Origin of the sequence: Streptomyces antarcticus (genome assembly GCF_026627255.1) — a bacterium.
GTDB classification, from domain to species: domain Bacteria; phylum Actinomycetota; class Actinomycetes; order Streptomycetales; family Streptomycetaceae; genus Streptomyces; species Streptomyces antarcticus.
In genome coordinates this window covers 132132-145691 of the sequence record NZ_JAPNLM010000013.1, presented here as the reverse complement: position 1 = coordinate 145691, position 13560 = coordinate 132132, and the positions used below count along the sequence as shown (strand labels likewise).

11 protein-coding genes and 1 riboswitch are annotated in these 13560 nt (G+C 73.0%); of the genes, 2 read left to right on the top strand and 9 right to left on the bottom strand.

Going from position 1 to position 13560, the window contains the following annotated elements:
- Window positions 1-401 precede the first annotated feature (401 nt).
- From OTB16_RS20900 to OTB16_RS20870, 7 genes are all read right to left on the bottom strand, one after another.
- Window positions 402-1373, bottom strand: a complete 972-nt coding sequence (locus OTB16_RS20900) for a Ppx/GppA phosphatase family protein (RefSeq protein ID WP_267721822.1) — start codon at window positions 1371-1373, stop codon at window positions 402-404.
- Window positions 1370-1915 (bottom strand): DUF501 domain-containing protein, encoded by a 546-nt coding sequence (locus tag OTB16_RS20895; protein WP_267721820.1) that lies wholly within the window; start codon window positions 1913-1915, stop codon window positions 1370-1372. The genes OTB16_RS20900 and OTB16_RS20895 overlap by 4 nt, the downstream gene beginning before the upstream one ends.
- Before the next feature lie 52 nt (window positions 1916-1967).
- Window positions 1968-2456, bottom strand: a complete 489-nt coding sequence (locus tag OTB16_RS20890; protein WP_267721818.1) for an FtsB family cell division protein — start codon at window positions 2454-2456, stop codon at window positions 1968-1970.
- 128 nt (window positions 2457-2584) lie between these two features.
- A complete protein-coding gene (gene eno, locus OTB16_RS20885; protein ID WP_267721817.1) occupies window positions 2585-3877 on the bottom strand; it encodes a phosphopyruvate hydratase in 1293 nt (430 codons plus the stop codon).
- Window positions 3878-4171: 294 nt separating this feature from the next.
- On the bottom strand, window positions 4172-4903 hold the full coding sequence (locus tag OTB16_RS20880; protein ID WP_267721815.1) for a LysM peptidoglycan-binding domain-containing protein: 732 nt from the start codon (window positions 4901-4903) through the stop codon (window positions 4172-4174).
- A gap of 3 nt (window positions 4904-4906) precedes the next feature.
- Window positions 4907-5079: riboswitch (cyclic di-AMP (ydaO/yuaA leader) on the bottom strand.
- A 275-nt stretch (window positions 5080-5354) separates the two neighbouring features.
- The gene (locus OTB16_RS20875; protein WP_267721813.1) at window positions 5355-6434 is read right to left on the bottom strand and encodes a LysM peptidoglycan-binding domain-containing protein; all 1080 of its coding nucleotides are present in this window, start codon (window positions 6432-6434) and stop codon (window positions 5355-5357) included.
- 85 nt (window positions 6435-6519) lie between these two features.
- Window positions 6520-7878, bottom strand: coding sequence for a cytochrome P450 family protein (locus OTB16_RS20870; RefSeq protein WP_420717763.1), 1359 nt, complete (start codon window positions 7876-7878; stop codon window positions 6520-6522).
- 121 nt (window positions 7879-7999) lie between these two features.
- Between OTB16_RS20870 and OTB16_RS20865 the strand changes: the two genes are divergently transcribed.
- Window positions 8000-9208: a globin domain-containing protein gene (locus OTB16_RS20865; RefSeq protein WP_267721967.1), complete on the top strand. Its 1209-nt coding sequence runs from the start codon at window positions 8000-8002 to the stop codon at window positions 9206-9208.
- A gap of 27 nt (window positions 9209-9235) precedes the next feature.
- Here the strand turns inward: OTB16_RS20865 and OTB16_RS20860 are convergent, their stop codons facing one another.
- Both OTB16_RS20860 and OTB16_RS20855 read right to left on the bottom strand, forming a co-directional pair.
- Complete coding sequence (locus tag OTB16_RS20860; RefSeq protein ID WP_267721811.1) at window positions 9236-10279, bottom strand: nucleoside triphosphate pyrophosphohydrolase; 1044 nt, start codon at window positions 10277-10279, stop codon at window positions 9236-9238.
- Window positions 10280-10307: 28 nt separating this feature from the next.
- The gene (locus tag OTB16_RS20855; RefSeq protein ID WP_267721810.1) at window positions 10308-10934 is read right to left on the bottom strand and encodes a SurA N-terminal domain-containing protein; all 627 of its coding nucleotides are present in this window, start codon (window positions 10932-10934) and stop codon (window positions 10308-10310) included.
- Between the two features lie 175 nt (window positions 10935-11109).
- Between OTB16_RS20855 and OTB16_RS20850 the strand changes: the two genes are divergently transcribed.
- Window positions 11110-13536, top strand: a complete 2427-nt coding sequence (locus tag OTB16_RS20850) for a YfhO family protein (RefSeq protein WP_267721809.1) — start codon at window positions 11110-11112, stop codon at window positions 13534-13536.
- Window positions 13537-13560 lie beyond the last annotated feature (24 nt).

Below are 13560 nucleotides of genomic sequence, written 5' to 3'. Positions count from 1 at the left end.
CCAGCGTGCCACAGGAATCGTTGTTCACCCGTCCTGAACTGGCCCGCAGGCCCTCAAACGGACTGGACCACCAGGCTTCGTCCATTGCTCCGACACGGAACACGTCGCGCCCCCGGTTCGTACGAACGGACGCGGAAAGAGGCCCGAAGGCCCCCGGAGCGCCCCCAAGGGCCCCTCCGTTCGACCAACAGACCCCTTTTCCTTGTGAAGAACTTCACGAACTTGATGTGGATCACGGGACCGAAGCCCCCTCCAGACCCCTGTTCGACCGGCCGATGGGACCCGATCGCCTGGGAATCACGGCCCGCGGCCGCCCGTTCCGCGGGATCTGACGGCGAAGGCGGCGCTCCGGTCCGATGAACGGGGCGCCGCCTTCGTGGGGTGAGCCGAGGTGAGCCGGGTCAGGAACGCTGCTTGTCCGCCTCGGCCTCTTCCGCGGTCCTGATCGCGATGCCGTCGAGGATGTCGTGCTCCGAGACCACGACCTCCCGGGCGCCGGTCCGCTCCATGATCGCCCGCAGGACGAGCACGCCCGCCCCGATCACGTCGACCCGGCCCGGGTGCATCGAGGGGATCGCGGCGCGCTCGGCGTGCGTCGACGTCAGCATCCGCTCGCCGATCTCGCGGACCCGCTCGTAGGAGATCCGCGAGTGGTGGATCGCCGATGAGTCGTACTCCGGCAGCCCGAGCGCGATCGCGGCGACCGTGGTCACCGAGCCGGCCAGCCCCACCAGGGTGCGCGCCTCGCCCAGCGGCACCGTCTCGGCGGCCAGGTCGAGCGCCGCTTCGATGTCGGCCCGCATCGCGGCGATCTGCTCCCGCGTCGGCGGGTCGCAGACCCGGCCGTCCGCCACCAGGTGGCGTTCGGTCATCCGGACGCAGCCGACGTCCACGGAGCGGGCCGCCCGCACCCGGTCGTCGCCGACCACGAACTCGGTCGAGCCGCCGCCGATGTCCACGACCAGGTACGGCTTGGCCAGATCGTCGCGGCCGGCCAGCTCCTTGGTGGCGCCGGTGAAGGAGAACTCCGCCTCCTGGTCGCCGGAGATCACCTCGGGCTCGACGCCGATGGTCTCCAGCACGCCCCGGACGAAGTCGTCCCGGTTCTCGGCGTCCCGCGAGGCCGACGTGGCGACGAAGCGCACCCGCTCCGCGCCGAGTTCTCTGATGACCGCCGCGTACGCGCGGCAGGCCGCGAAGGTCCGCTCCAGGGCCTCGGGGGCGAGGCGCCCGGTCCGGTCCACGCCCTGGCCGAGCCGGACGACGGTCATCCGCCGGTCCAGCTCCACCAGCTCGCCGGAGGACGGGTCGACGTCGGCGACCAGCAGGCGGATGGAGTTCGTACCGCAGTCGACGGCCGCGACCCGGGTCACCGGGACTCCTCCTCGGCCTTCCGCTCCCCGCACGGGGTGACGCAGGCACCCTTGGCCCACCACTGCGGCAGCATCGCGAGGGCCTCGTCGCCGAACGGGTTCACGCCCGGGCCGGCGACCAGGGAGTGGCCGACCAGGACGTGCAGGCACTTCACCCGGTCCGGCATGCCGCCGGCGCTCGGGAAGCCCTGGAGCACGTCGATGGCGTCACGGCGGCGGATGTAGTCCTCGTGCGCGGCCCGGTAGGCGGCGGCGAGCTCCGGGTCCTCGGCGAGCCGGGCCTGCATCTCCTTCATGACGCCGTTGGCCTCCAGCGTGCCGATCGCGGAGGCCGCGCGCGGGCACGTCAGGTAGTACAGCGTCGGGAAGGGGGTGCCGTCGGGGAGCCGCGGGGCGGTCTCCACCACGTCCGGCTGGCCGCAGGGGCAGCGGTGCGCGATGGCGCGCAGCCCGCGCGGCGGGCGGCCGAGCTGCTGCTCGAACGCCTCGATGTCCGCGTCGGTCGGCTCGGTCCGGTCGGTCTGGGGCGGGGGCGTCTGCATGCCTGGAGGAAGTCTCTTCGTTCGCGGTTCGTTGACGGATGGTGCTGGTCGGTCAGTCGCCTGGTCGGTCGGCCTTGTCGACGCCGTCCCAGACGTTGGAGTACCAGGGCCGGTCGGAGCCCGCCTGGCCGGTCCGGGGCCGTTCGCGGCCCTCGGCGCCGGGGTCGCTCATGATGTAGCCGATCTCCCCCGGGCGCAGGAAGTGCAGGTGCTTGCGCGCCTGCTGCTCCGCGTACGCGTCGTCCTGCCAGCGGGCCTTCTCGTCGCGGAGCCGTTCCAGGCGGAGCCGCGCGGAGGCGGCCGCCTTCTGCTGCTCCGCGATCTCCGAGCGCTGGGACACGTACTGGCGCATCGGATACGCGAGGGCGACGACCAGGGTACAGAGGACCAGCACCAGCAGAGCGGCCCGGCCGGTGAGCCGGCTGCGGCGGACCTGGCGGCGCGACTGCGAGCGGTAGACGTGGGCGGCGGTCCGTTCGCCGAGCTGCTTGAGCCTGGTCGCGGTGGAGAAGGTGGAGAACCGATCCCGGTTCCCGGCCATTGATCCCGCCTCCCCTATATACGCACTACGCAATACGTCCCCGCACACGGTACGGGACCGAGTGCGGGGACGTACGGAGGCCAGCGCCGCAAAAAGCGGGGGCGGCGGTCAGCCCCGGCCGCGCGGGATCAGTTCGCGGGGCGGAAGCGCGGGAAGGCGGAGCGGCCCGCGTACACGGCGGCGTCGTCGAGGATCTCCTCGATGCGCAGCAGCTGGTTGTACTTGGCGACGCGGTCCGAGCGGGCCGGGGCGCCGGTCTTGATCTGGCCGCAGTTCACGGCGACGGCGAGGTCGGCGATGGTGACGTCCTCGGTCTCGCCGGAGCGGTGCGACATCATGCACTTGAAGCCGTTGCGCTGGGCCATCTCGACGGCGTCCAGGGTCTCGGTCAGCGAACCGATCTGGTTCACCTTCACGAGCAGGGCGTTCGCGGAGCCCTCCTTGATGCCGCGGGCCAGGCGCTCCGGGTTGGTGACGAAGAGGTCGTCGCCGACGATCTGGACCTTGGCGCCCAGGCGGTCGGTGAGGGTCTTCCAGCCGGCCCAGTCGTCCTCGTACAGCGGGTCCTCGATGGAGACCATCGGGTACGCGGAGACGAGCTCCTCGTAGTACTCGGTCATCTCGGCGGCCGAGCGGGACTGGCCCTCGAACTCGTACTTGCCGTCCTTGTAGAACTCGGACGCGGCGACGTCGAGCGCGAGCGCGATGTCCTTGCCCGGGACGTAGCCGGCCTGCTTGATGGCCTCGACGATGAGGTCGAGCGCGGCGCGGTTGGACTCCAGGTTCGGCGCGAAGCCGCCCTCGTCACCGAGACCGGTGGAGAGGCCCTTGGTGTGCAGGACCTTCTTGAGGGTGTGGTAGACCTCGGCACCCCAGCGCAGCGCCTCGGAGAAGGACTCCGCGCCGATCGGGGCGATCATGAACTCCTGGATGTCCACGTTGGAGTCCGCGTGCGACCCACCGTTGAGGATGTTCATCATCGGGACGGGCAGCAGGTGCGCGTTCGGACCGCCGAGGTAGCGGAAGAGCGGCAGGTCCGAGGCTTCGGACGCGGCGTGCGCGACGGCGAGCGACACGCCGAGGATGGCGTTGGCGCCGAGGGAGCCCTTGTTGTCGGTGGCGTCCAGGTCGAACATGGCCTGGTCGATCAGCCGCTGCTCGGTGGCGTCGTAGCCGACGAGCTCCGGGCCGATCTGCTCGATGACGGCGAGGACGGCCTTCTCGACACCCTTGCCGAAGTAACGGTTGGGGTCACCGTCACGGAGCTCGATGGCCTCGAATGCACCGGTGGAGGCACCGGACGGAACGGCAGCACGGCCGGTGCTGCCATCGTCGAGGCCCACCTCGACCTCGACCGTGGGGTTGCCTCGGGAGTCCAGGATTTCCCGGGCTACGACGACGTCGATGGAGGGCACGAGCATCTCCTTCTGGGATGTGACGCTGGGTGTGCGGTGGCGTGTCAGGCCGTGGGATGGCCTTGCCGCCTAGAGCCTAACCGGCTCCGGCCAATCGGCCGGACGACCGCCCGGGTCCTGGGACGAAAAAGGGCCCGAATACCCCTGTTCCAGGACATAGGACTCTTGGTCAACACGCCTGCGGCCGCACACGCCACCGCCCGGCGCGCGGGGGAAGGCGCGCCGGGCGGTGGGGACCCTGCGTGGTGCGGCGGGCGGAGCGCGGGGGCTCCTGCGGCGGGTACCGCGGGGTCAGCTGGATCAGCTGAGCTTGAGCTTCTGGCCCGGGAAGATCAGGTCGGCGTCCGAGACGATGTCCTTGTTGAGCTCGAAGACCTTCTCCCAGCCGCCCTGGACGTTGTTGGCCTCGGCGATGGTGCCCAGCGTGTCACCGGACTTGACCTCGTACGAGCCGTTTCCGGTCTTCGGGGCCTGGGCCTTCGGCTTGGCGGCCGGAGCCGGGGCCTCGGAGCGCTCGGAGCGCGTCGTCGGGGCCTGGGCGCGCTTGGTCTCCACCTTCGGCGCGGTCTTCTTCGTCTCGGTCTTCTTGGTTTCGGTCTTCTTGGTCTCGGTCTTCTTGGTCTGCTTCGGGGTCTCCGTCGAGCCGCCACCGGTGGAGGAGGAGTTCGACAGGCCCACGCCGCAGGACGGCCAGGCACCCTTGCCCTGGCCCTTGAGGACCTTCTCGGCGATGGCTATCTGCTGCGACTTCGTGGCCTGGTTGGCCTGGGCGGCGTACGTCTTGCCACCGAACGCGGCCCACGTGGAGGACGAGAACTGCAGACCGCCGTAGTAGCCATTGCCCGTGTTGATGGCCCAGTTGCCACCGGCCTCGCACTGCGCGACCTTGTCCCACTCGGACGCGGTGGCGGCGCTGGCGGTGCCGGCGGCCATCAGAGGGGCGGCCACGGCCACACCGGCGACACCGGCGAGCGTGACGAGGCGGACGGCCTTGGAACCGCGGCGGTGCTTGCCCTTGCCGGAAAGCAGCATGGAGTTTCTCCTCACCGACGCCTACGAGGTGAGCTGTCGGGTTCGGGCGAGTGAGTTGCCCGGCCGTGCGACCTAGCGCACGTCTTAACCCCTAGCCGGTGGCGTGACCGTCTCTCAACGGCCGCTCCCGGCGCCTACCTTGGTTCCCCCGCTCCTGCCTTCGGCGCTTGCGCGACGACTGTTCCCCCCGTCCGCCGGCAGGATTCGGCGATGCGGTCGAAGGAGCCCGCGGTGGCGGGCGATTCAGAAGGTAGACGGCTCCCTCCCCGATGTTCAACGAGCCACATCGGGGAGAAACGCCCCTACTTGCGCCCCTCCCGAGAGCGTTTGCGCAGGTGAGGACGGGGTTTGCGCGAGTCGCGGGGCGGGACACGCCAGTTGACCGGAAGAGACACATGTCTCACTTACAGAAAACGGACAATCAATCCCTTAAAGGGTGCCCGAAGTGCCCCTATTTCGCGCTTAGATCCAGGTTCTGGCCGGGCTTGATCAGGTTGGCGTCCCCGCCGATGACCTGCTCGTTGGCGGCGTAGAGCGCGTTCCAGCCGCCCTTGAGTCCGTTGGCGTCCGCTATGGCGGTCAGGCTGTCGCCCGACTTCACGGTGTACGAGGGGTCCGACGCGGCGTCAGACGCTCCGGGGGCCTCGAAGGCGGGCGTCCCGCGGTGCTTGCCCTTCCCCTCCGCCGGGAGGGCGGGCGGGACCGACGAGTCGGTGGAGGCGCCCGGGGTGGTCTGCGGCGTCGGGCCGGTGGAGGCGCCGGGGGCCGGGGTCGTGGGCGCGCCCGGGCCGGCCGGGGCCGTCGGGTCGGCCGGGCCGGTCGGCGCGGTGGGGTCCACGGGGGCCGTCGGGGCCACCGGGGCGGTCGGGTCCGCGGGGGTCGTGCCCGGGCCGCCGGGGGTCACAGGGGCCGTCGGGTCGGCCGGCGCCGTCGTCGGGTCGTCCGGCGCCGGCATGACGGGAAGTCCGCCCGGCGGCGCGCTCGGGGCGTCGGGAATGGCGAACGCCGGGGTGTCCGACGGAGTCGGGGTCGGCGCCCCGAAGTCCTTGGCGGCGCCGGAGCCGTGGACGGGCACCGCGGCGTCCGGGCGGTTCGGCGTGGGCGACGCGCTCCCGGCGGCGCCGGGCAGGCCCGGGTCCACCTCCGCGGCGGGGCCCTGCTGGACCAGCCCGGCGGACGCCGCGCACAGCGGCCACGCCTGCGGTCCCTGGGAGGCCAGCACCCGCTCGGCGACGGCGATCTGCTGGGACCGGCTCGCCAGGTCGGGCCGCTCGGCGAAGTCGAGCCCGCCGGCGCCGCGCCACTGGTCCTGGGTGAACTGCAGCCCGCCGTACACACCGCTGCCGAAGTTGGCGCTCCAGCTCCCGCCGCTCTCGCACTCGGCGACCCTGTCCCATGTGGAGGCGTCGGCAGCCGTGGCGTTGGTGGCCGCGAGCAGTGGCAGGGCCAGTGCGGAGCCAGTGACCCCGGCTGTGACAACCAGCGCGGGGACCTGGCGGGGGCGTCTGTGGCGGCCGTTCCCGGAACGCATGTAGGTGCACCTTTCGCATAACGGCGGGGTAACGGCAGAACTTAGCGGCCTTTGAGCGATTGTCACAAGTTCCGATCGCAGTCGACTAGGCGTCAGATGTTCCTCCGATGTTTGGGGCTGCGAAGCGGACGGGAAGCGTGCGCAGGCCACGCATGATCAGTCCGCCGCGCCAGCGCAGCTCCTCGGGCGGAACCGCGAGTTCCAGGTCCGGCAGACGCGTCAGCAAAGTCGCAAGCGCGGTCTGGCCCTCCAGCCGGGCGAGCGGAGCACCCAGGCAGTAGTGGATGCCGTGCCCGTATCCGAGGTGCTGGTTGTCGGTGCGCGAGAGGTCCAGGGCGTCCGGGTCGGCGAAGCGGTCAGGGTCCCGGTCGGCGGCCGCCAGGACGACCAGCACCGGATCTCCGGCCGCCACCGGCCGGCCTCCGAGGGTCAGCGCCTCGGTGGCGAACCGCCAGGTGGCGAGCTCCACGGGCCCGTCGTAGCGCAGCAGCTCCTCGACACCGGTCTCCAGCAGGCCGCGCTCCCCGGCCGCGAGGGAGCGCTGGAGGCGTTCGCGCTGGTCCGGGTTCATGAAGAGGGAGTGGACGCCGTTGCCGATGAGGTTCACGGTCGTCTCGAACCCGGCGAACAGCAGGATGAAGGCCATCGCGGTGGCCTCACCCTCCGTCAGATGGTCCCCGTGGTCGCTCGCCCGGATCAGGTCGGAGATCAGGTCGTCGCCCAGATCATCCCTTTTACGGTGAATGAGCTCGCCGAGGTACGTGCGCATCTGCTTGACCGCGCGTCCGACGCCGCCGCGCGGACCGCCGCCGTGCCGGATCATCATCCCGGCCCAGTCCCGGAAGTCGTCCTGGTCCTCGCGCGGGACGCCGAGCATCTCGCAGATGGCGTAGATGGGGAGCGGGAAGGCGAACTCGTGGATGAGGTCGGCCTCCCCCGTCTCCGCGCCCCGGGACTTCTCCACGATCCGGTCGATGAGGTGGTCGGTGAGTTCCTGCACGCGCGGGGCGAACTCGGCCACTCTGCGCGGGGTGAACGCCTTCGACACCAGCCGCCGCAGCCGGGTGTGGTCCGGCGGGTCGATGTTGAGCAGGTGGGTCATCAGCTCGGCCTTGCGCTCGCCCGGAATGCCCGTCTTGCCCTTGGCGTGCGGGGACTCCGCGTGGTGCGCGGGGTTCTTGCTGAGCCGCTGGTCGGCGAGGGCCTGGCGGGCGTCGGCGTAGCGGGTGACCAGCCAGGCCTCGACACCGCTGGGGAGCGTGGTGCGGTGCACCGGGGAGTGCTCGCGCAGCCAGGCGTAGGCCGGGTACGGGTCGGTCGCGAACTCCCAGTCGAACAGGGTCGGGCCGGGGGCGGACGGGGTCTCGGACGGAGTCTGCGACGGGTCCTCGGACGGGCACTCGGACGGGGTCTCTGCTGGTGTCGCGGGAGTCTGCTCATGCACCCGATGACCGTATCCCGGCGTTCACCCGCCACCCCATATGGGCGGTTCGTCGCGGCTGTCCGTAGATCCGCCATCGCTTGACCTCAGGTTCGCGGCCCTTCCTACTTTCGGTTTTGTGGATGTGAGGATCTTGAAGAGCAGTTTCGCGGTGGTGGAGAGAAGGGCCGAGCACGCGGTCAAGTTCTTCTACTCCCACCTGTTCTGGCACAACCCCGGGATCCGCGAGCTCTTCCCCGCGTCCTTTGAGGACATGGAACGGCAGCGGGACCGGCTCTTCGCCGCGCTCACGCACGTCGTCGCCGAGCTGGAGAGCGAGGCCCTGCTCCCCTACCTCCGCGACCTCGGGCGCGACCACCGCAAGTTCCTGGCCGGCCCCGAGCACTACGCGGCCGTGGGCACCAGCCTGATCGCCGCGCTCGCCGAGACCTCCGGCAACGCCTGGACGCCCCAGGCGGAGAAGGCCTGGACCGAGGCGTACCAGATGATCTCCGACGCGATGGCCGAGGGCGCCGACGCCGGCGAGGACCCCCCGTGGTGGGACGCGGAGGTCGTCCGCCACCTCCAGTACGGGCAGGACATCGGCGTCGTGACGCTCAAGCCGCTGCTCCCCTTCCCCTATCTCCCCGGCCAGTACGCGAGCGTGAGCAGCGAGCGGGTGCCGACGACCTGGCGCACCTACTCCCTCGGCAACGCGCCCCGCCCCGACGGCACCGTCGACCTGCACGTCAGCCGGATCGAGGACGGCCGGCTCAGCACCGCCCTGGTCCGCGACACGCGGCCCGGCGACATGCTGCGCCTCGGCGCCGCCGGCGGGCAGCTCGTCCTGCGCCGCGAGGACCGCCCGGTGAGCCTCATCGCCGCCGGTACCGGCTGGGCGCCGGTCCGGGCCCTGCTGGAGGAGCTCGCGGAGCATCCCCCCGACCAGGACGTACGCCTCTTCGTCGTCGCCCGGGACTCCGCGTACCTCTACGACCGGCCGCTCATCGACGCGTACGCCGAGGCCTGCGCCTGGCTCGGCGTCACCTACATCACGCCCGCCCCCGGGCAGCACCGCAACCAGGCCACCGACCGGCTGGCCACCGCGCTCAGCAACCGCGCGCTCTGGCCCGACCAGGACGTCTACCTCAGCGGACCGGCCCCGTTCATCGAGGAGACCGCGTACCTGCTGGAGGAGCTGGGTGCCCGGCCCGGCCGGATCTTCCACGACACGGTGCCCGGCGCGGGCCGGGGCAACGGCCCCGGCGGCCGGCCGCTGGGCTTCGGCGAGTGGTTCCTGAACCGCCCGGCGCCGCACTGGCACAACCCCTCGGGCCGCGCACCGCGCCCCTGAGCGGGACGCGATCCGGACCGGCCCGGACTACGGTCCGACGCCCTCGGCGGCCCGGATCGCGTCCCGGTAGGCGCGGGCCGCCGCGCGCAGGGCGGTCTCGGGGTCGATACCCGCCGCCTCGGCGCGCGCCGCCAGCGCCAGCAGCTCGTAGCCGACGCCCTCGCCGCGGGGCAGGTCCACGGGCACCCCGCCCGTACGGGCGCGGCCGGCGAGCTTGGCCGCGAGCGCGAGGCCGGGCTGGCCGAGCGGGATCCCGTCGGTGACCGACTCCCGCTGCTTCTCGACCGCCTTGGTCCGCAGCCAGTGCTCCTTGACCTCTTCCGGGGTGTCCGCCGTCGCGTCCCCGAACACGTGCGGGTGGCGGCGGACCAGCTTCTCCACCAGGGTCCCGGCGACGTCGTCGATGGAGAACGGCCCGTCGCCGTCCTCTCCCTCTTCCCCCTCCTCGCCCTCTTCCCCCTCCGCGTCCGCGCGGTACTCCTCGGCGATGCGTGCGTGGAAGACGACCTGGAGGAGCACGTCGCCGAGTTCCTCGCGCAGCTCCGTCCGGTTCCCGTCCTCGATGGCCTCGACGAGTTCGTACGCCTCCTCGATCCCGTACTTCGCCAGGCCCCGGTGGGTCTGGCGGGAGGACCACGGGCACTCGCGCCGGATCCGGTCCATCACCTGGACCAGGTCGAGCAGGCGCGCGCCCGGCAGGTCGTACGAGCCCGGCAGCAGTTCCAGGTCCGGCATGGAGACCCGGCCCGAGCCCGCGAGCCGGGCCAGGCCGTCGGTCAGCCGCCGGTCGCCCTCGCCGCCCGGGAGCACCACGACGGTCCGTCCGCCGGCGCAGGCCCCGACCAGCGCGGGCGCGTCCGGGGCCGCCTGCTCGACCTCGATGCCCGCGTCCCGCAGGTACGGCAGCTGCGGGTGGGCCGGATCGGCGCACAGCACCCGGTCCGCGGCGTGCAGGACCTGCCAGGCCGGCCAGGACAGCACGCCCGGGGCGACCCGGTGGCTGGTGGTCAGCAGGACGATGCGGCCGGTGGGCTCGGCGGGGGCGGGCTCGGCGGGTACGTGGTCGGTCACCCGGCGAACCTACCTCCGGCGGCCGGGGTCAGGCTCCGGCGGGGGCCTGCTCGGGGCGGGTCTTCTGGGTGATCCAGGGGGTCTGCGCCTCGCCGAGCTGGACCTGCGCGGCGTCCCACGCCCCGTAGCGCGGGTTCACCTCGATGTCGAGCGCCTTCGCGGCGGCCGCGGCCGGCTCGGCGAGCTTGCCGTTGCCGTACTTGGCGTTCAGCTTCGCGAGGAGCACCCGGTCGGTGAGGAACCGGTCCGACTGACCGGGGGCGGTGGCGGCCTTCTGCAGGAGGAGCGCCTCGAACTGGGCGGCGCCGCCGTTGCCCTCGGCGAACGCCTTGCGCTCTTCCTCGATCTCCTTGGTGGTGGCCGTGAGACCGGCGGAGTCGGCCATCTTGTCGATGATGCGGCTCTGGAGCATCGAGCCGAGCTTGAGCCGCTCCAGGTTGGGGGTCGCCGCGATGAGTTCGGCGGCGGCCTGCCCGGAGCGGTTCTGCGCGGCGCGCACGTCGTTGACCTGGGCCTGGAGCGCGGAAGTGGTGATCCGCTCCCCGCCCACGACGGCCGCGGTGCCCGCGTGGGGCTGGCCGCCCGAACAGGCGGACAGCAGGGGGGCCGCCAGGAGCAGGGCGACGGAGACGGAGAGCGCTGCGCGACGGTGCAAAGGAGCCTCCAGGGCCGGGAGATTGTGCTTCGGTGCACAAGCCTTGCGGTGATCGATGGTAAGCAGTCAGGGTGGTCCGGGCCACCGGTTCGACCAACGATTCCCGGGGTGTTGGGGTGCGTGTTCACCCGGTGGCCATCCTTCGGACCTCCGGCGCTGCCAGGGTCGGCCCACCATGTCGACACCGCACCGCTCTCCGCGCCGCCTGAGCCTGCTCGGCTCGGCCGCCGCCGCCCTGCTCACGGCGGTGGCCGTGGGCGCGGGGGACGCCGTCGCCCGCGTCTTCCCCTACGGGCCGCGCCACCGCAGCGTCAACGACCTCGGCAACCAGTTCGTCCCCTTCCACGCGCACCTGTGGGACCTGCTGCACGGCCGGGCCCGGGGCGGGCTGCTGGTCAACTGGCAGTCCGGGTACGGGACCAGCTTCCTGCCGGACCTGGGCACGTACCTGACCAGTCCGTTCGCCCCCCTCGTCGGGCTCTTCCCGCGCGACGGCATCGACCTCGCGGTGTACGTGGTCACGGTGCTCAAGACGGCCGCGGCCGCGGCGGCGATGGCCTGGCTGCTGCGCACGCAAGCCCGCGGCCCGTGGTGGGCGGCGGGGCTGCTGGGGGCCTCGTACGGGCTGTGCGGCTGGTCGGTGGTCGAGGCCTCGTACAACCCGATGTGGCTGGACGGGCTGATCGCCTTCCCGCTCCTGTGTCTGACGGGTGAATGGGCCCTGCGGGGGCGCCGGCCCGTCCTCGGGGTGCTGGTGGTGGCGGTGTGCTGGACGGCGAACTTCTACACCGCCTACATGGCGACGCTGGGCGCGGTGCTGGTCCTGGCCGTACGGGTGGTGCTGACGCGGGAGGGGGCGGGGCCCCGGCTGCGGGCCGTCGGGCGGGCCGCCGCGACGGCCGCGCTGGGCCTGGCGCTCGCGGCGCCGGTCCTGGTCCCGCTGTTCCTCAGCTCCGGGCAGGCGTACCCGGGGTGGTCCCGGGAGTTCCGGCCGGTGCCGTGGGCGGACGTGTTCGCGCGGCTGCTGCCCGCCACGTACTCCTTCTCCTCCCCCGCCGTCTTCGTCGGCACCGGCACGCTGCTGCTGGTGGCCGCGCTGCCGTTCCACCGGGGGGTGCCCGCGCGCGCCCGGTGGTGGTGGGCGGGGCTGACGGCGGCGGTGGCGCTGTCCCTCCAGTGGGCTCCGGCGCACCTGGCCTGGCACCTGTTCGCGACCCCGAACGGGAGCCCGTACCGGCAGACCTTCGTACTGGCCGGGATCGCCGTGATCGCCGCCTGGACCGGGCTGGCGGCGGGCCCGCCGCCGCCGCGGGCCCTCGCGGCCGGGGCCGGGCTGCTGGCGGCCGCGGCGCTGTCGGCGCGCGGCAGCACGCTGACGACGGCCTGGGGGTACGGGCTGTTCTGCGGCGGGCTGGCGGTAGCGGCCCTCGCCTGGTGGGCGCTGCGGCGGCCGCGGCTGCTGCTGCCGGCCGCCGGGCTGCTGGCGGGGGTGCTCCTCGCTCAGGCGGCCGCGACGGGGGCCCAAGGGCACCGGGGCAAGCTCGGCGGCCTCGACGACTACCCGTCGTGGGGCGCGGCGCACACCGCGCGCGCCGAGGCACTGGAGGCCGCCGGGGGCTGGCCGGCGTACCGCACCGACGCGGGGCGGCCCGCCCTGTCGGGCAACGATCCGATGCTGCTGGGCGGGGAGGGCGGCGCGTACTACAGCAGCCACACACCGAAGGTGTTCACGGACACGATGGCGGCGCTCGGGGCGGGCTGGACCTCGCGCGGGCGCAACGTCCAGAGCATCGACAGCCCGGTGACGGACGCGGTCTTCGCCGTCGGGGCGCGGCTGCGGCCCGACGGCACGGTCGGCCGGGCGGAGGTCCCGCCGCTGGTCACCGTGCGCCCGCCGGGCCCCGCGCCGGTGTACGGGGACTCCCCGTTCGCCAACCAGGAGGCGCTGCTGGGTGCGCGGGTGTACGAGGACCCGGTCGCGCCGGGGGTGTGCCGCGCGGGCACGGAGGCCTTCCTGTGGGCCCCGGAGTACAACGCGACGGCCCGGCGCGCGGACGGGCCCCCGTTCCGGCTGAACGGCGCGGCCCCCCGCAACCGGGCGGCCGTGCAGCCGCTGGGCGTCTCCCGTGGGCCGTCCTCCGTGCTGGTCTTCGACGCCGCCCCGCCCGCCCGGTGGACGCTGTCCTGTCTGGACCGGGCCCGGCTCACCCCGGCGGTGGCCGCCCTGCGGGCCTCGGGGGCGGTGTCCGTGCGGGTGGGTTCCGCGGACGTACGGGCCGTGCTGCCCCCGGGGAGCACGGGCACGGCTGTCCTCTCCGTCCCGGCGGTCGCGGGCTGGACCTGCAACGGCCGCCCGGCGGCGGCGCACCTGGGCCTGGTGGCCGTCCCGCTCGACGGCCGCACCGGGCCGGTGACCTGCTCCTTCCGCCCGCCGGGCCTGATCCCGGGCGCGGCGGCGGCTGCTGCGGCGGCGCTGACCCTGGTCGCCCTGGTACGGCGCTCCCGGCGGCGCGGCAAGGCCCCGGCCACTCGTCCGGGCGAACCCTGGCCACCGCACAGCTCCTGGCCGGCCAGCCCGGCGCCGAGCAGCTCACCTTCGTGACGTACGACCAGCGCCTGCTCGAAG